At 71.3% G+C, this 17,692-nt stretch carries 17 protein-coding genes; 14 read left to right on the forward strand and 3 right to left on the reverse strand.

Annotated features, from left to right (window positions below; translation table 11 throughout):
* Nucleotides 1-24 precede the first annotated feature (24 nt).
* The 4 genes from ACQ3I4_RS09745 (at nucleotide 25) to uidA (ending at nucleotide 5,153) form a co-directional block, all read left to right on the forward strand.
* Nucleotides 25-912 carry a sugar phosphate isomerase/epimerase family protein gene (locus ACQ3I4_RS09745; RefSeq protein ID WP_430633446.1) on the forward strand — a complete coding sequence of 296 codons (888 nt, stop codon included), beginning with the start codon at nucleotides 25-27 and terminating at the stop codon, nucleotides 910-912.
* Nucleotides 913-942: 30 nt separating this feature from the next.
* Complete coding sequence (locus ACQ3I4_RS09750; protein WP_329862319.1) at nucleotides 943-2,139, forward strand: Gfo/Idh/MocA family protein; 1,197 nt, start codon at nucleotides 943-945, stop codon at nucleotides 2,137-2,139.
* A gap of 91 nt (nucleotides 2,140-2,230) precedes the next feature.
* A complete protein-coding gene (locus ACQ3I4_RS09755; protein ID WP_329862317.1) occupies nucleotides 2,231-3,262 on the forward strand; it encodes a LacI family DNA-binding transcriptional regulator in 1,032 nt (343 codons plus the stop codon).
* 109 nt (nucleotides 3,263-3,371) lie between these two features.
* Nucleotides 3,372-5,153 carry a beta-glucuronidase gene (gene uidA / locus ACQ3I4_RS09760; protein WP_329862314.1) on the forward strand — a complete coding sequence of 594 codons (1,782 nt, stop codon included), beginning with the start codon at nucleotides 3,372-3,374 and terminating at the stop codon, nucleotides 5,151-5,153.
* 28 nt (nucleotides 5,154-5,181) lie between these two features.
* Here the strand turns inward: uidA and ACQ3I4_RS09765 are convergent, their stop codons facing one another.
* A complete protein-coding gene (locus ACQ3I4_RS09765) occupies nucleotides 5,182-5,934 on the reverse strand; it encodes a tyrosine-protein phosphatase (RefSeq protein ID WP_430633447.1) in 753 nt (250 codons plus the stop codon).
* A gap of 38 nt (nucleotides 5,935-5,972) precedes the next feature.
* Complete coding sequence (locus ACQ3I4_RS09770; RefSeq protein ID WP_329862310.1) at nucleotides 5,973-7,013, reverse strand: magnesium and cobalt transport protein CorA; 1,041 nt, start codon at nucleotides 7,011-7,013, stop codon at nucleotides 5,973-5,975.
* 186 nt (nucleotides 7,014-7,199) lie between these two features.
* Here ACQ3I4_RS09770 and ACQ3I4_RS09775 point away from each other — a divergent pair, with 186 nt between their 5' ends.
* On the forward strand, nucleotides 7,200-7,871 hold the full coding sequence (locus ACQ3I4_RS09775; protein ID WP_329862329.1) for a TrmH family RNA methyltransferase: 672 nt from the start codon (nucleotides 7,200-7,202) through the stop codon (nucleotides 7,869-7,871).
* A gap of 121 nt (nucleotides 7,872-7,992) precedes the next feature.
* Here the strand turns inward: ACQ3I4_RS09775 and ACQ3I4_RS09780 are convergent, their stop codons facing one another.
* Nucleotides 7,993-9,180, reverse strand: a complete 1,188-nt coding sequence (locus ACQ3I4_RS09780; RefSeq protein WP_329862308.1) for a TerC family protein — start codon at nucleotides 9,178-9,180, stop codon at nucleotides 7,993-7,995.
* Between the two features lie 641 nt (nucleotides 9,181-9,821).
* Between ACQ3I4_RS09780 and ACQ3I4_RS09785 the strand changes: the two genes are divergently transcribed.
* The 9 genes from ACQ3I4_RS09785 (at nucleotide 9,822) to ACQ3I4_RS09825 (ending at nucleotide 17,687) form a co-directional block, all read left to right on the forward strand.
* A complete protein-coding gene (locus tag ACQ3I4_RS09785; RefSeq protein WP_430633448.1) occupies nucleotides 9,822-11,114 on the forward strand; it encodes a lipase family protein in 1,293 nt (430 codons plus the stop codon).
* 272 nt (nucleotides 11,115-11,386) lie between these two features.
* Nucleotides 11,387-12,409: a class II fructose-bisphosphate aldolase gene (fbaA, locus tag ACQ3I4_RS09790; protein WP_329862301.1), complete on the forward strand. Its 1,023-nt coding sequence runs from the start codon at nucleotides 11,387-11,389 to the stop codon at nucleotides 12,407-12,409.
* A gap of 5 nt (nucleotides 12,410-12,414) precedes the next feature.
* Nucleotides 12,415-12,840, forward strand: coding sequence for a DUF3151 domain-containing protein (locus ACQ3I4_RS09795; RefSeq protein WP_329862299.1), 426 nt, complete (start codon nucleotides 12,415-12,417; stop codon nucleotides 12,838-12,840).
* Nucleotides 12,841-12,954: 114 nt separating this feature from the next.
* Entirely contained in the window at nucleotides 12,955-13,308 is a 354-nt protein-coding gene (locus ACQ3I4_RS09800) for a DUF6507 family protein (protein WP_329862297.1), read from the forward strand.
* A complete protein-coding gene (locus ACQ3I4_RS09805; protein ID WP_329862295.1) occupies nucleotides 13,308-14,693 on the forward strand; it encodes a hypothetical protein in 1,386 nt (461 codons plus the stop codon). Before ACQ3I4_RS09800 ends, ACQ3I4_RS09805 begins: the two co-directional genes overlap by 1 nt.
* Nucleotides 14,694-14,713: 20 nt before the next feature.
* Nucleotides 14,714-15,133, forward strand: a complete 420-nt coding sequence (locus tag ACQ3I4_RS09810) for a hypothetical protein (RefSeq protein ID WP_329862293.1) — start codon at nucleotides 14,714-14,716, stop codon at nucleotides 15,131-15,133.
* Entirely contained in the window at nucleotides 15,130-16,533 is a 1,404-nt protein-coding gene (locus ACQ3I4_RS09815) for a hypothetical protein (protein ID WP_329862291.1), read from the forward strand. The genes ACQ3I4_RS09810 and ACQ3I4_RS09815 overlap by 4 nt, the downstream gene beginning before the upstream one ends.
* Nucleotides 16,534-16,594: 61 nt before the next feature.
* Complete coding sequence (locus ACQ3I4_RS09820) at nucleotides 16,595-17,221, forward strand: thymidine kinase (RefSeq protein WP_329862289.1); 627 nt, start codon at nucleotides 16,595-16,597, stop codon at nucleotides 17,219-17,221.
* A gap of 37 nt (nucleotides 17,222-17,258) precedes the next feature.
* The gene (locus ACQ3I4_RS09825; RefSeq protein WP_329862287.1) at nucleotides 17,259-17,687 is read left to right on the forward strand and encodes an SRPBCC family protein; all 429 of its coding nucleotides are present in this window, start codon (nucleotides 17,259-17,261) and stop codon (nucleotides 17,685-17,687) included.
* Nucleotides 17,688-17,692: the final 5 nt, after the last annotated feature.

A 17,692-nucleotide genomic window follows, 5' to 3' on the forward strand; every position in this document is an offset into this window, starting at 1 on the left:
GCCACCGACCGGAAGGACCACACCATGGCACGCATCGGCGTCCAGGCAATGATGCTCAAGAACAGCTTCACCGAGATCGGGGCGTATGAGACGCTCGCGAAGGTGGCCGAGATCGGCTACCGCGCCGTCGAGGTCTCCCAGATCCCGATGGACGCGAAGAACACGGCCGAGCTCGAACGGGCGCGCGACGTCCTCGGGGTCGAGGTCGCGGCGCTCTCCGTCAACGTGACGGCGACGGGCGGCGCTCCCGTGGACGCGCTCGACACCGACTTCGCGAAGATCGTCGACGACGCCCACCGGCTCGGGACCCGACACTTGCGGATCGGCATGCTGCCGCTGCCGGCGATGGCGTCGCTCGAGAAGACCCTGGAGTTCGCCCGCACCGCGGAGGGCTACGCCCAGCGCCTGCAGGCGGAGGGCCTGGGGCTGTACTACCACAACCACCACGTCGAGTTCGCGAAGGTCGAGGGGCGGCACCTCCTGGACCACATCCGGGAGGCCTCGCCCACGATGGGCCTGGAGATCGACGTCCACTGGGTCCAGCGCGGCGGGCTCGATCCCGTCCGCACGCTGCGCCGCTACGCCGGCCAGGCGCCCATGGTCCACCTCAAGGACTACCGGATCGGCGCCCTGCCCGAGAGCGCGTTCGGCCACCTCCAGAGCGGCGACTTCCCGGCCTTTATGCAGGACTTCCGCAACGTGGTCCAGTTCGCCGAGGTCGGCGAGGGCAACCTGGACTTCGCCGAGATCATCCCCGAGGCCGTCCTCGCGGGCGCCGAGTACCTCCTGGTCGAGCAGGACGAGCTCTACGGGCGCACCGTGTGGGAGGCGCTGCAGACCTCCTACGACAACCTGAACACCCTGGGCTTCGGAGACCTCTTCGCCGCCCCCGCCCAGACCGTCGGCAAGTAGCCGGCCCTCCCCGCCCAGAGAAGGAGCATCATGAGCAACAACACCACCAGCGGCACGGTCCGCCTCGGCATCATCGGCCTCGGCCAGCAGGGAGGCATGTACGCCAAGTTCATCACCGAGGGCAGCGTCCCCAACATGGTCATCGGCGCGATCTGCGACACGGATCCGGCGAAGAAGGAGCTCGCCGCCGAGCTGTACCCGGACGTCCCGTTCCACGACGACTACCTCGCGCTGCTGGACAGCGGCGACGTCGACGCCGTCGTCACGTGCGTCCCGCACTTCCTGCACCCCGAGATCGGCATCGAGGCCCTGCGCCGCGACGTGCACGCGCTCGTCGAGAAGCCGGCCGGCGTGTACTCGGCGCAGGTCCAGGAGCTCAACGACTTCGCGGCGTCGAAGCCGGAGCTGTCCTTCGGGATCATGTTCAACCAGCGCAACAACCCGCTGTACAAGAAGCTCAAGGAGATCGTCGACGGCGGCGAGATCGGGGCGATCCGGCGCAGCAACTGGATCATCACCAACTGGTGGCGCCCGCAGGGCTACTACGATTCGAGCGCGTGGCGCGCGACGTGGGGCGGCGAGGGCGGCGGCGTCCTGGTCAACCAGGCGCCGCACCAGCTGGACTTGTGGCAGTGGATCTGCGGCGTGCCGAAGTCCGTGTACTCCAAGGTCTCCTACGGATTCCGGCGCGACATCGCGGTGGAGGACGAGGTCACGGCGGTCGTCGACTACGGCGACGGCGTCACGGGCACGTTCGTCACCGCGACGCACGACATCGTGGGCACGGACCGCTTCGAGATCCTCGGCGATGCGGGCAAGATCGTCGTGGAGAACAGCAAGACGGCCACCGTCACCCGGCTCAAGAAGCCCGAGCGCGAGCTCAGCGACGGCATGGACATGGAGGACGTGGCCAGGCTCTTCCGCGGCCAGGTGGACCCGAGGGAGTTCTACGAGACCGAGGTCATCGAGTTCGAGTCCGTCTGGGGCGGGCAGCACGCGGGCGTGCTGGAGAACTTCGCCGCGAACATCCTGGACGGCACCCCGCTGCTGGCCCCGGGCTCGGACGGCATCAACGGCGTGCGCCTCGCCAACGCGATCCACCTCTCGAGCTGGCTGGGCCGCGAGGTCGAGCTCGACTCGGATCCGCAGGAGTTCCTCGCGGAACTGAACAAGCGCATCGCCGCAGAGGGCGCGTTCCCCGTCCGGGAGACCCCGGTCCGCGCCTAGCGTGGACGGAGGGTACGACGCCGGTGCCGCGCCCCCCGCGGGCGGGGCACCGGCGTCGTACCCTCCCAGGCCAGATCAGGAAGGAGGCGCCATGACGGAACAGCAGCGCAAGGCGCGGCGCAAGGGGTCGGCGGCGACGATCTACGACATCGCCGAGGCCGCCGGCGTGAACGCCTCCACGGTCTCGCGCGCCCTGGCCAAGCCGGGCCGGGTCAAGGCCGAGACCGCCGAACGCGTCCGCGAGGCCGCCCGGCGGCTGGACTACCGGCCCAACCCGATGGCCCGCGCCCTGCCCACGGGCCGGATGAACGCCGTCGGGCTGATCGTCTCCGACCTCGCCAACCCCGTCTTCTTTGACATCGTCGGGGGCGCCCAGGGAGCCGCGGCGCTCGCGGGGTCCACGCTCCTGCTCGCCTCTTCGCAGGAGGACCCGGAACAGGAGCTCGTGGCGGCGCAGCGGCTGGCGGCGAGCGCCGACGGGCTGGTCCTGGCCACGAGCCGCATGGACGACGACGACATCCACCGGCTCGCGGAGTCCACGCCCGTCGTCGTCGTCAACCGCGACGTCCCGGGGATCGCCTCGATCGTGGCGGACCCGCGGCCCGGCCTCGCCGCCTCGCTCGGGCACCTGCACGGGCTCGGCCACCGCCGCGTGGCCTATGTCGAGGGCCCGGGGCGTTCGTGGATCAACCACCGGCGCCGTGCCGTGCTCGAGGAGGCGGCCGCGGGGCTCGGGATCGCGCTCGTCGCGACGTGCTCGCGGGAGCCCACGCTCGCGGCCGGCCGCGCCGCCCTGCCCGACGTCCTCGCGACGGGGGCCACCGCCGTCGTCGCGTACAACGACCTGCTGGCGCTCGGCCTGCTGCAGCGCTGCCAGGAGGAGCGGGTGGCCGTTCCGGGCCGGCTCTCGATCGTCGGCGTGGACGACATCTTCGGTTCCGAGCTCAGCAGCCCGCGCCTGACCACGGTCCGCTCGCCCCTGCGCGCCGCGGGGGACGCCGCCGCCCGCTGGCTCCTGGACCGCATCGGGGGGGACGACGCCGGGGCCCCCCTCGCGCCGCCCGCGCACCTCGCCACGGAGCTCGTCGTGCGCGGCAGCACGGGGGCCGCGCCGCCGCCGTGAGGACGGAGCCGCCCGCGGCCTCCCCGGACCACGCGGCACCGCGCCAGCGTCGTCCGCCCGAGCTGTCACCACCACCATCGCAACCGACCCCGACCCCTCGGAGGATCCCATGCTCAAGCCCCAGGACGGCCCCACCCGCGACGTCCGCCTCCTCGACGGCCTCTACCGCTTCCGCGTGGACCACGAGGGAACCGGCTTCGACGAGCGCTGGTTCGACGCCGCGCTCGCCACCGACCTCGAGATGGCGGTCCCGGGAAGCTACAACGACGTCTTCCCGGACCCGGCCATCCGCAACCACGTCGGCTGGGTCTGGTACCAGCGCGAGGTCTCCGTCCCCGCGGGTTGGGACGGTTCGCGCGTGCTGATCCGGCTCGACGCCGCCACGCACGAGGGGCGCGTGTTCGTCGACGGGACCGAGGTCGCCGCGCACGCCGGCGGCTACACCCCCTTCGGAGCGGACATCACCGACCACGTGCGGCCGGGGGAGCGCTTCCGGCTGACCATCGCCGTGAACAACGAGCTCACCCAGGCCAGCATCCCGCCCGGCCGCGTGGAGACGGGCGCGGACGGCCGCCGCATCCAGCGCTACCTGCACGACTTCTACAACTACTCGGGCCTGCACCGCAGTGTGCGGCTCGTCTCCGTCCCCGCCACGCACGTGGCGGACCTGACGGTCGTCACGGGGCTCGACGGGGCCCGGGGCGAGATCGGCTACACGGTCCGGCTCGACGGCGCCGCGGGCGGCGAACAGGTGGGCGTGCGCGTCCTGGACGCCGACGGGACGCAGGTCGGCGCGGCCGAGGGCGCCGCGGGCACTGTGGTGGTGGACGACGTCGTCCCGTGGCGCCCCGGGGCCGGCTACCTCTACCGGCTGCTCGCCGAGGTCCGGAGGGACGGCGTGCTCGTGGACAGCTACGAGTTGCCCGTCGGCGTGCGCACGGTCGAGGTCCGGGGGACGGAGTTCCTCATCAACGGGGAGCCGTTCCACTTCACCGGGTTCGGGATGCACGAGGACCACGGGACGATCGGCAAGGGCCACAACGACGCGCTCATGGTGGCGGACTTCCGGCTCCTGGACTGGACGGGCGCCAACTCGTTCCGGACCGCCCACTACCCGTACTCGGAGGAGGTCATGGACTACGCCGACCGGCACGGGATCGTGGTCATCGACGAGACGGCGGCGGTGGGGCTGAACATGATGTTCGGCGGCGTCTTCGAGGGTGCCGCCCGGCCCACCTACGTCCCGGGCGAGGTCGACGCCGCGACGGCGGCCTCCCATCGGAACGCCATCCGCGAGCTCATCGCCCGGGACAAGAACCGCCCCTCGGTGGTCCTGTGGTCCATCGCGAACGAGCCCAACGCACAGGAGGAGGGCGCGCGCGGGTACTTCGAGCCGCTCGCCGCCCTGGCCCGCGAACTGGACCCCACCCGGCCGATCGGCTACGTCAACGTGATGTTCGACGGCCCTGACAAGACCCGGATCGAGGACCTGTTCGACGTCTGCATGCTCAACCGCTACTACGGCTGGTACACGCACACGGGCGACCTCCCCGGTGCCGAGGCCGCGCTCGAGGCCGAGCTGCGCACGTGGGCCGAGACGTTCGGGAAGCCGATCCTGCTCACCGAGTACGGGGCGGACACCATGCCGGGGCAGCACTCGCTCCACGCCGCGCCGTGGAGCGAGGAGTACCAGGCCGAGTTCCTGGACATGTACCACCGCGTTTTCGACCGGATCGACGCCGTCGTGGGGGAGCACGTGTGGAACTTCGCCGACTTCCAGACCTCGGTGGGCATCATGCGCGTCGATGGCAACAAGAAGGGCGTCTTCACGCGGGACCGCCGCCCGAAGGCCGCGGCCCACGCGTTGCGGCGCCGCTGGCGGCGCGCGTAGGCCCCGTCCGCCCCGCCCACCGCGTGGCTCAGCGGCGGAGCTCGTGCTGGAGGCGGGCCAGCGCGGGGCGGTCGAGGCCCGCGGAGAGCAGGTAGTCCTCCACGGTTCCGTGCCGGTCCAGGAAGCGCTCGAGGAACACCTCCATCGCCTCGGCCGGCGCCGTGAGGATCACGGGAGGCGCGTCGGCCGCGAACGCGGGCAGCTCCTCGCCGGGGTGCGTGCGCACGTAGAGCCCGTGCAGGGCGGAGAGGATCTGCGGCAGGGCGGCGGAGGTTCGGGCGTAGTCGCCGACGATGTCCTCCGGCTCATGGCCGGCGGCGAGGTGGACCACGGCGGAGACGACGCCGGTGCGGTCCTTCCCGGCCGCGCAGTGCAGGAGCGTGGTCCGTCCCGCCGCGATCGGCGCGAGCGAGCGGGCCACCATGTCCGGGCGCTCCTCGGCCCACCACAGGTAGAGCTCGCCGAGGTCGCGGGCCGTGTCGATGCTGCGGCGGCTGCTGGGCCGGCCCTCCGTGGGATCGAGCGGCGCGGAGAGCAGCTCGGGCAGCGGTTCGCCCTGGGCGCGGGCGTCGAGCAGCCACGGGACGAGCGCGCTCTCGGCGGGTGAGCGCAGGTCCACCACGGTCTCGATCCGGTGCTCGGCCAGGAAGCCGGCCACGCGGTGCGCGTCCCAGCCGAACGGGGCGCTCGAGCGGTAGACGAGCCCCTCGACGACCGGCCGCAGGTTCAGGACGCCCGGCGCGTCGGCGCCGTCCGCCGCACTCGCGGTCGCCCGTGCCACACCCTCCGGATCCCCGGCCGCTGCCCGCGCGCCGTCCGTCACAGCCACTTGTTCGCCTTGAACACCACGAACAGCCCCACGCTCAGCAACGCCATGAGGCCGAGCGCCCCGCCGTAGCCCCACGCCAGGTCGAGTTCCGGCATGTGGTGGAAGTTCATCCCGTAGATGCTGCCCACGAGCGACGGCGCGAAGAGGATGGCGGCCCAGGAGGAGATCTTCTTCATCTGCTCGTTCTGCGCGACCCCGGCCTCCGCGGCCTGCTGGGAGATGAGCGTCGAGCTGAGGGTGAGCGCGTTGGTCAGCAGCTCGCGGAAGGACTTGATGCGCTCCGTGAGCCGGATCGCGTGGTCGTGCACGTCGTTGAGCAGCCGGTCCAGCTCCACCCAGGCCGCGCGGTCGGCGCCCCGGGGCCTGGAGGGGGCCCCGGCGTCGTCCGCGATCCGGACCGCGTCGCGGCGCAGCTCGGAGAGGATCCGCTCGAGGGGCTCCGTCGCCCGCTGCAGCGCGATCACCTCGCGGGAGAGCTCGTAGATGCGCCGGGAGACGTGCGGGTCCCCGGAGAACAGCTGGTCCTCGATCTCGTCGATGTCGTTGGACAGGCCGGCGATGACGGGCTCGTACTCATCCACGACCTGGTCCACCACCGCGTACAGCACCGCCGGCGGGCCCATGGCGAGCAGCTCGGGCTCGGCCTCCATGCGCTGGCGCACGCGGGCCAGGTCCGGCGATTCCGCGTGGCGGACCGTGACCACGAAGTCGCCGCCCGTGTAGACGTGCAGCTCGCCGAACTCGACCTTCTCGACGTCGTCGCGGTAGCGGGCCGGCCGCAGCACCAGGAGCGTGTGGTCGCCGTAGTGGTCCAGCTTGGCGCGCTGGTGGCCGGTGAGCGTGTCCTCCACGGCGAGCTCGTGCAGCCCGAGATCGGCCGCGACCCGGTGCAGCTCCTCCGCGTCCGGACGGTAGAGGCCCAGCCAGGCCATGCCGCCGCGCACGCGCAACTGCTCCAGGGTGTTCTCGACGTCCGCGGGTCCGCCGGCCCGTTTGCCGTCGACGTAGATGGCGTTGTCCACCGTGGCCATGGGCCGCCTCCTTCTTCCGCCGGATCGTGAAGCCAGTCTGCCACTTCCGGAGCGTCCCCGCGGCGCGCCAGCCACTACCCTTGAACGGTGCACACCACCCCTGACCCCGGCGCCCCGCAGGATTCGACGCGGGAGCCCGGCCCCGGCGTCGTCCCCTCCCCGGAGGCCGTCCGGGAGGACCCGGCCATTGAACCGGACGACGCCGGAGCCCGCCTTCCACGGGACCCCTCCGACGGCGCGGCGCGGCCCGAGGTCGGCGTGGGGCCGTGGGAGGGCGAGTGGCCCGAGGGGGAGCACTGGGACCCCGAACTGCTGCGCGAGGGAGACCGGCGCAACGTCGCCGACCGCTACCGGTACTGGCGGCACGACGCGATCGTCGCGGAGCTGGACACGCGGCGGCACGACTTCCACATCGCGATCGAGAACTGGCAGCACGACCTGAACATCGGCACCGTGGTCCGCACGGCCAACGCGTTCCTGGCCCGCGAGGTCCACATCATCGGCCGCCGCCGCTGGAACCGGCGCGGGGCCATGGTCACCGACAAGTACCAGCACGTCCGCCACCACGCCACGGTCGGGGAGTTCGTGGAGTGGGCGCGCGGCGAGGGGCTCGCGGTGATCGGGGTCGACATCTTCCCCGACTCCGTGCCGCTCGAGACCTACGAGCTGCCGCGCCGCTGCGTCCTGGTGTTCGGGCAGGAGGGGCCGGGCCTGAGCGAGGAGGTCCACGAGGCCGCGGAGGCGACGTTGTCGATCGAGCAGTTCGGTTCCACGCGCTCGATCAACGCGGCCTCGGCGGCGGGGATCGCGATGCACGCCTGGATCCGCTGCCACGTGTTCGGCCAGCACCCGGCCTGAGCGCGCGAGACCCCGCGCGTACCCCGCGCGTACCCCACGCGGTGTCGGGGTAGGTGTCGGAAAGCGTGAGGTTTTCCAACACCTACCCCGACACCACGGGAGGGGTGTGCGCGCGGGCGGGCTAGTTGGCCGTGAGCTCCGCGTGCCGCTCGTGCGCCTCGGCGACCTTGGCCCGGATCTGCTCGATGTCCTTGACCTTGTCCCGGTGCTTCTTCTCCATGGTGTGGATGTGCCGTTCCTCCTCCACCAGCATCCGGTAGAGGCGTTCGCGCTCGTCCGCGTCGGTGGTGTAGCCGAGGTCGAGGTAGGCCTCGGCGTGGCGGCGGGCGTTGCTCACGGCGGTCTGCGCCTTGCCGGCCTTGGAGACGAGCGAGGCGACGACGGTGACCACGAGGATGCCGATGATGACGGTCAGGGACAGGGCCGTGGTGATCTCGACGACGTCGACGTGCTCGCCGCCGTTGATGAACCAGACGTTGTTCTCGTGCAGCGCGTGCAGGAACAGCTTGACGCCGATGAAGCCGAGGACCGCGGCCAGGCCGTAGGAGAGGTAGATGAGGCGGTCGAGCAGGCCGTCGAGGAGGAAGTACAGCTGGCGCAGGCCCATGAGGGAGAACGCGGTCGCGGTGAAGACGATGTAGACGTTCTGCGTCAGGCCGTAGATCGCGGGGATCGAGTCGAGGGCGAAGAGGATGTCGGTTCCGCCGATGGCCACCATGACCAGGAGCATCGGCGTCAGGGCGCGCTTGCCGTTCTGGATGGTGAAGAGCTTGTCGCCGTCGTAGTGGTCGGTGGTGTGCAGGAAGCGCTTGGCGAGGCGGATGATGAAGTTGTTCGCCTGGTCGTCCTCGTGGCCCCCGGGCTTGAGCAGGTTGCCGGCGGTCACGAGCAGGATGATGCCGAAGATGTAGAAGACCCAGCTCCAGGTGTTGATGAGCGCGGCTCCGGCGAAGATGAACAGGGTGCGCATGATGAGCGCGAACACGATGCCGAACAGCAGGACCTTCTGCTGGTCCTCGCGCGGGACCTTGAAGCTCGCGATGATCACGAGGAACACGAAGAGGTTGTCGACGGAGAGGGCCTTCTCCGTGATGTATCCGGCGAAGTATTCTCCGCCCATCGCGGCCCCGCCGAACACCAGCACCGCGATGCCGAAGAGGATCGCGAGCCCGACGTAGATGGAGGACCAGACGGCCGCTTCCTTGAGGGTGGGGATGTGGGCCTTGCGGATGTGGAAGAAGTAGTCGAAGGCCAGCAGGGCGGCGATCACGATGATCGTGATGGTCCAGATGAAGGGTGGGACGGTCACGGGGATCCTTTCGGGGACGATCGTTCCCGCGAGTCTTTCCGCCGGTAGACGTCCGGCCGCTGCATCCGGCGGGGCGATGGTGCCCTGCGTGTTGACGGGTGCAGCGCTGGGGATACTCCCTCACGTTCCCCCCCAGCATAGCGGCAGCGGTGCGGTGACGCGCAAGCCGGGGTACGACGCCGGACGCAGGGCCGGGTGCCGGACGCCGGCCCGGGTGCCGGGCCGGGTCGGCGATGGTTTGCCCGGCGAAACATCCTTTACGGATCCCGTCACGCCGCATAGTGTGTGATGCGGCTCACATGTTACCCAACGGTAGGTTTCGGTCGTGGGCCGGCGGCAACGAGGCCGCACCGTCGAACAGAGGAGCACAGATGACCCGTCCCGGAAACCACCACCTGCCCTCCCATGCAGCACCTACCCGGGCAGTCCCTCCCCGCGCTGTCCCTTCCGGCACTGTCGCTTCCGACGCCGACCTCGTCGGCTCCACTGCACGGCAGTCGGCCGACGGCTCCGTCCGTGGGGCGGGTGCCCTGCGCCGCCTGGCCGCGGGTTGCGGCGCCTCCGCGCTCGCGGCAGTCCTCGCCCTCGGGGCCGCCGCGCCGGTTCACGCGGCACCCGCTCCGCACGCGTCGATGCCCACGATGGCACACGCTGCCCTGCCCGTGTCGACGCCCGCGACGCCCGCGGCGGCCGCCTCGACTGCCGCGGAAGACGCCGCGGAAGACGCCGTGACGGACGCCGGTGCCGCGACGGACGCCGACCTGCAGCGCGAGGAGGCCCTCGGGGAGCTCGCCGAGTCCGTCGACGCCCACTTCTACCTCCCGCCGTCCACGCTGCCGGCCCAGAACGGGGCTGTGATCCGCTCCGAGCCCGCGCAGTTCTACCTGGACCCGGTCAAGCTCATCAAGCCGAAGGCCTCCGCGACGCGCATCATGTACTCCTCCACCGACGCCCACGGCGGCCGGATGGCCGTCACCGGCACGGTCCTGGTGCCCACGAAGGCGTGGACGGGCAAGGGGCAGCGTCCACTGATCGGCTACGCCGTGGGGACGCAGGGCGCGGCGGACCGCTGCGCGCCGTCGCGGCAGATGGCGATCGGCCAGGAATACGAGGGGCCGATGGTCGCCGCGCTCCTGGAGGCCGGCTACGCGCTGGCCCTCACGGACTACCAGGGCCTCGGCACGCCGGGCGCGCACAGCTACATGGTGCGGGCGGCCCAGGGCCACGCCGTCCTGGACTCGGTCCGCGCGGCGCAGCGGCTCGGCCTCGCGGGCGTGGGCGCCGCGAACCCCGTGGGCCTCGTCGGGTACTCGCAGGGCGGCGGGGCCTCGGCCGCCGCGGCGGAACTCGCGCCGTCCTACGCCCCGGAGCTTGACCTCAAGGGCGCCTTCGCCGGTGCGGTTCCCGGCGACCTGCAGCAAGTGGCCGCGAAGATCGACTCGACCCTCTACACGGGCTTCCTGCTCTTCGCGATGAACGCCCTGGACTCGCAGTACCCGGTGGACCTCGATGCCGCGCTGAACGCGAAGGGCCGGGAGCGCGTGGCGGAGGCGGCGGAGAACTGCGTCGTCGACGGACTGCTCCAGCACGGCTTCGTCAAGACGTCCACGCTCACCGCGGACGGCAGCACCTTCACGCAGCTGGCGAACAGGGAACCCTACGCCTCGGTGCTGCGCGAGCAGCGGATCGGCGACGGGCGCGCGCCCAGGGTCCCCGTGATGCTCTCCCACAGCCTGCTCGACGACGTGATCCCGTACCAGGCCGGCCGCGGCGTGGCGGAGCGCTGGTGCGCGCAGGACAGCAACGTCTCCTGGATCACCAACGCCGCGCCGACGCACCTCGGCGGGTACGTGGCCGCGGTGCCCAGTGCGATCGCGTTCCTCAAGGCGCGTTTCAACGGCAACACGCAGCTCTCCAGCTGCTGGCGCCTCTAGCGGATCCCGGACGACGGCGGTGCCGCACCGGCGCCGCCGTCGTCCGGGATCCGCCCCGCAGCCCCGACGGCCTCGCCCTCGGTTGGCTTGCAGATCGTGCAGGTTCTTGGGCCCTGGGGCTGAACGATCTGCAAGGCAGACTCGAGGGCGTTCTCCTGATGCGGGCCCTGCCCGCACGGGTGTGACGCGGGACGCACCACGTGCGCGCCGACTCGCTAGGATGAGGGATAGCCAATGAGGTCTACTCCCACCCCACCTATCCAGGAGTCAGCATGCCCCTCGCAACCCCGGACAAGTACAACGCCATGATCGACGCCGCGAAGGCCGGCGGCTACGCCTTCCCCGCGGTCAACGTGACCTCCTCGCAGACCCTCAACGCGGCCATCCGCGGCTTCGCCGAGGCCGGCTCGGACGGCATCATCCAGGTCTCCACCGGCGGCGCCGCCTACTGGTCCGGCGCGTCCGTGAAGAACATGGTCACCGGCTCCCTCGCGTTCGCGGCGTTCGCCCGCGAGGTCGCCAAGTCCTACGACGTCAACATCGCCCTGCACACCGACCACTGCCCGGCGGACAAGCTGGACGAGTTCGTGCTGCCCCTCCTGACCGCCTCCGAGGCCGAGGTCGCCGCGGGCCGCGATCCGTTCTTCAACTCCCACATGTGGGACGGCTCCGCCGAGACCCTCGAGGAAAACCTGCGCATCGCGGCCGAGCTGCTGCCGCGCACCGCGGCCGCGCGCCAGATCCTCGAGGTGGAGATCGGCACGGTCGGCGGCGAGGAGGACGGCGTCGAGAACGCCATCAACGACAAGCTCTACACGACGGTCGAGGACGCCCTGGCCACGATCGAGGCCCTCGGAGCCGGCGAGAACGGCCGCTACATCACGGCCCTGACCTTCGGCAACGTGCACGGCGTCTACAAGCCGGGCAACGTCAAGCTGCGCCCGGAGATCCTCAAGGACATCCAGGAGCAGGTCGGAGCGAAGATCGGCAAGGCCAACCCGTTCGACCTGGTGTTCCACGGCGGCTCCGGCTCCTCGGAGCAGGAGATCGCGGACGCCGTCTCCTACGGCGTCATCAAGATGAACATCGACACCGACACCCAGTACGCCTTCACCCGCCCGGTGGCCGGCCACATGCTCGCCAACTACGACGGCGTGCTGAAGGTCGACGGCGAGGTCGGCAACAAGAAGACCTACGATCCGCGCGTGTGGGGCGCCAAGGCCGAGGAGTCCATGGCCGCCCGCATCGTCGAGGCCGCCCAGCAGCTCGGCTCTGCCGGCAAGTCCATCAAGTAGGCGCCGTGAGCGACGAACTCGGACGCAACCTGCTCGGCATCCCGGAGACGCTGCTCCCCGCGGACGAGGCCGTGGACGCGCGCTTCGCGGCGGGCGACGAGGCCGTGGACGTCGCGGCCGCGCACCCGACGTCCTCGCTGGCGTGGGCCGTCCTCGCGGACGAGGCCTTCGGCGAGGGGCGCACGGTCGAGTCGTACGCCTATGCCCGCGTGGGCTATCACCGCGGACTGGACGCCCTGCGCAAGGCCGGCTGGCGCGGCCAGGGCCCCGTGCCGTGGCGGCACGAGCCCAACCGCGGCTTCCTGCGCGCGCTCTACGCGCTGGGCCGCGCGGCGGCGGCGATCGGCGAGGCGGAGGAGGTCGAGAGGATCGGCCGCTTCCTGGACGATTCGGATCCGCAGGCGCGGGCCGCGATCGAGGCCGGCTCGTAGGGATGGTGGCGCGGGGCCGCGATGGGGAGAAGTCCCCATCGCGGCCCTTGCGGCGTCTGGGCTAGGCTGTTCTGGTCGACCACTAGATGGATTTATGCCACAGGAGGAACCCGCATGCCGCTGGACGGATGGGACATCCAGGTCGCCGCCGCGCGTGGCGTCGTGACCTTGGCCAAGGCGGACGTCGACCGGCTCGAGGCCCAGGAGACCGCGCTGACGACGTCGTTCGAGGAGGCGGCCACCGCGTGCGACCACCTGGACATCGGCGACGCCCTCGACTCGGTGCTCTCCGGCTTCGCCGGTCCGCTGCTGCAGTCGGCACGCAACGCGGGCTACTCGATCTGCGGCAACACGGGCCTGGCCATCGACGCCTACGTCGCCGGAGACGACGACATGGCCGCTGATGCCGAGACCGCCATCCATTCGGTGCCTGCCGTCGAGGGCGGCGACCGGACGGAGGCCTACTGATGGCGGTGCACACCTCGGGCCTCCCGGAGACGCTGCCCTCGACCGCCGGGATCGACACGGCCGCCCGCGCCGTGCGCAAGGTCGGCACGGACGCGTCGGGGATCTACGACGACGTCAAGACGGAGTGGGACAAGCTGGGGCAGTACTTCTCCTCGCCCCACACGGACAAGGTCACGTCCGCGGTGCCGACGGTGATGCGCCCCTACGTCGACGCATCGGAGACGCTCACCGACGAGGTCGCCAAGGCCCTGGAGGCGTTTTCCGACGACATCTCCGGCCTCAAGACCCGATACGACAACGTCAAGGAGCAGGCGGCGGGCCACAACGCGATCGCCTACGACGACCGACCCGACGACTACTGGGACACCAACCGCTCCATCCAGCGCGAGATCGATGCGGTCGCAGGGCTCTACGACGCGGCCGTGGAGAAGTGCGCCAACGCCATCCGGGGACTGAATCCCGCCCTGGGGGACTACTCCGGCGTGGGGGACCTGACGGGTGCGGTCACGGACGGTGCCGACATCCTGGAGGGTGTCGGTCTGACCGCGGCGCACTTCAAGTACAAGAACGGCAAGCTGTGGTTCGAGTTCAATACCTCGGCCAATCCGTTCGCGCAGACCACCCCGGTGCGGCACCGCATCTCGGCGGGGACGTTGAACCGCCTCGGCGTGCCCAGCTCCTACATCGAGCGGCTCCAGGCGAGCCAGGGAGCCGACCCGCAACGGGTCTCGTCGAACTCCACCACGCGGATGCTGCGGGGCATCGATGCCCAGTCGCCGCTGGGGCTGCTCCTGGCCCGCTATCCGCACTTGAAGAACACCCGGTTCAACATCAGGGGCCAGGACGTGAGCCTGCGCGTCCAGTTGACGCGTGGAAACGGGACACCGCCGGGCTCAGCCGGCCAGGCCAACGGCAGGGTGCGCCTGCCGGGGTGGATCGACTCGGCCAACCGCTTCGCCAACGGCCCCGCCGGCAAGTTCCTCACCGCCGCGGACTACGGCGCCACGGCCCTCGGCGCGTATTCCGAGGGCTACAACGAGAGCCTCCTGCGCAATCCCGACCTCAGCCAGGCCGAGCATGCCCGGGTCGCGGCGACGGACGCCGCCGTGGTCACCGGGAGCAAGGCCGTCGGCGAGGTCGTCGGCACCGCGGTGGGCCGGGGCGTCGGCGCCGCGGTCGGCCAGGCCCTCATCCCGATTCCCGGCGTGGGGGCGGCGGTCGGCGGATTCCTCGGGGGACTCGCGGGCGGGTGGATCGGCGGTGAGATCGGCGAGGCCGTCGGCGGGGCCATCAACGACCTGCGCCACGGCGACGTAGGCTCGTTGGGCGAGGCCGCCGTGGACGCGGGCAAGAAGGTCCTGTCCTCGCTCAATCCGTTCGACTAGTCCCGGAGGACGCTCCCTCGATGAACGACTACCTCGTGATGTTCCTTCTGCTGGGCCTGCCTGGGCTGACCGCCCTGGCGATCGGAGTCTGGGCCTGGTCCGGCAGGTGGCGGACGTGGGCGCCCCGGCCCGTGGCCGCGTTCTTCTTCACGCGGCGCAACTACCTGCCGCTGCAGGCAGGAGCCGCCGGGATCCTCATCCTCGGGGCGGCGGTCCCGCTGACCGCCACGCTCGAGCGCTGGGACAATGCGGACCTGCTGTGGACGGCCTATGCCTTCACGGCAGCCCCGCTCGCCATCGCCTCCCGGTGGTGGTGGCCCGCGGCGGTCACGCCGCGGTGGCACAAGGAGTGGGTCCGGCGTGGCGGCACGGCCGACACGCGGTTGTGGGGTCCCCAGGAGACGGTGCCGCAGGGCGCGGCGAGGCAGGGATGGAAATGAGTGGAGCTAAGCAGGTCGTGCCGGCGCAGGGGGCGCGGGGGATCCTGGCCTTCGACGTGCCGGAGCCGTGGAGGGCGGAAGCCGTCCGCCCGGAGGTGGAGCTCTTTGCGGCGATGCCGCCCGTGGAGAACGAGTTCACCCCGAACGTCGTCGTCACCGTCAACCCGTTCGACGGTTCCCTGGCCGATTTCAGCCGGAGGGCGATGACGGGGATCGAGGCGCAGCTCCGCGAAGGCCGGATCGTGCACACGGGCCGCTGGGCCTACACGTTCGCGGATCCGGACGAGGAAGGCGGCCTTCCCCTGGACGCGCTCGGCGTTCCGGTCACGGCGCACGAGGGGCGTGTCATCGAATACACGCATCGGGCACCGAATGGACGGACGGTCTCCGGCGCCGACTACCTGGTGCTGCTGAAGGGCTGGGCCGTCCAGATCAGCACCACGTCATCGATCCAGGCCCGTTTCATCTTCGACGAGCCGTTCGAGGCGATGGCCCGTTCGGTGCGCGTCCTGCGGTCCCCGCAGGCGGACGACGCAGTCGCGAGCCAGGCCGGACCGACTGCCGCCGCGGGCCGGGTCGACGAGCAGGCGAGCGCGGATCAAGGCACGGAACTGGAGGAGCTTTTCGGACACCTCGCGGCGGGCGCCGACCTCGGGACCGGGGTGTGGATGAGCGGCGCGGCGATCGCCCGGACGGGCGAGTTGAAGGACGGCGTCGTGGGCCGGCTGGGGGGAGCCGACCCGGTGCTGGACGAGCTCCGGGACCTCGGTGTGCTGGACGGCGGCCGGCTTGGCGGCATGGGTTCCTTCATGGCCCAGGCCCTGACCGAGGCACCCGTCCGACTGCGCCTCACGGGCCGCTTCCTGGACGGGGAGACGAGCCTGCAGGCGTTCGTCCACGGCGGGAACGTCCTCCTCGCCGCGGAGCAGGGCTACGGACCGCGCGTCCTGAACCAGCCGTGGCACCCCGACGACCCGGCCCGCTTCAACGTGCAGGTCCTTCCCATCACGGAGCTGACGTCGGCCATGGCGCGGTGGGCCGGCGTGGGTCCCGCCTGGAACCTGCACGTGGCCCCTTTCGTCATCGAGGCGGCCCTCGTGGACCAGCGGCTCGGCGGCGAGGCGGCGGTGCCGCACGGGGCGGGGGCACTGCTCCGCGAGGCGTGGGGCCAGCCGTGGTTCACGTGGGTCCTGGAGGCCGAGGGGCCCTCCGGAGGAATCGACCCCGTGACCTATGTCAACGCGGGACCCCGGGGGCACTTCAGGATCGGCACGGTCGAGGATCCCTCCGGTGGGGCGGACCGTGTGGGTCTCTGGGCCACGGAGAGCTCTTTCATCTTCCGGCAGTTCGAGGACGCCCTGCAGGCTGTGGTCCATGGGCGTCCCGTCGTCCTCGGCTGACGCTTCCGGCCGGGTGGTCGGCATAGAATCGATAGCCGCCCCCGTCGAAAGGACCCCTTCCTTGGCCAAGCTCTACTTCCGCTACGGCGCCATGAACTCCGGCAAGTCGACGGGCCTGCTGCAGGCCGCGTTCAACTACGAGGAGCGCGGGCAGCGCGTACTGTTGGCGAAGCCGGCCACGGACACCAAGGGCGACGCGGAGATCGTCTCCCGGCTGGGCATGACCCGCCAGGTCGACTTCCTCATTCCGCCGGGCGCCTCGGTCCGGGAGCTCTTTGCCGCCCGGGCCGCGGGCGACGACCCGGAGGCGCTGCTCGAGCACGTCGACGCCGCGCCGGTGGCCTGCCTCCTGGTGGACGAGGCCCAGTTCCTGGAGCCGGAGCAGGTGGACGAGCTGTTCCGGATCGCCGTACTCGACGGCGTCCCGGTGCTCGCGTACGGCATCCGCGGGGACTTCCTCACGCGCGCGTTCCCCGGGTCGCGGCGCCTGCTCGAGATCGCGCACACCCTCGAAGAGCTCAAGACCATCTGCCGCTGCGGCCGCAAGGCGGTGTTCAACACGCGGCGTGTCGGGGAGGAGATCGTGTTCGACGGCGAGCAGGTCGCGATCGACGGGCAGGACGTCTGGTACGAGTCGTTGTGCGGTTCCTGCTACCTCGAGGCCTCGGGCGGCCGGCTCGGCGCCTGACCTTCACACGGGGGCCGCGTGTGGGGATGATTCAGTCATGGGAACCACGACGGCGTACAGACAGGACGTGCTGGTCCGCGTCCCGCCCGCGAGGGCCTGGGACCTGCTGACCGACTGGGCCGCGGCCCCCGCGTGGCTGCCGGGCGTCACCGAGATGCACGCCGAGGGCCCGCTGGGTCCGGGAACGCGGATCGACCTGCACACGGAGGGCCACGAGCGGACGTTCACGGTCGCCGATGTCGAACCCGGGAGCCTGCTCGTGGTCACCGGCGGGGAGGGGGACGTCCGGACGCAGTACCGCTACGGGATCGCGCGCGAGGGCGCGGACACGCGCCTCACGCTGGAGATCGACGTCGAGGTCAGCGACTCCCTCGCGGCCCTGGCCGGGGACATCCGCGCGGCGGTGGCGGGGTCCGACGGCCGGCAGCTGGCGGCGTTCAAGCGCTTCGCCGAACGGGCGCCGTAGGCCCG

Source organism: Zafaria sp. Z1313 (assembly GCF_050563205.1).
In the GTDB taxonomy this organism is placed as follows: domain Bacteria; phylum Actinomycetota; class Actinomycetes; order Actinomycetales; family Micrococcaceae; genus JAZDCJ01.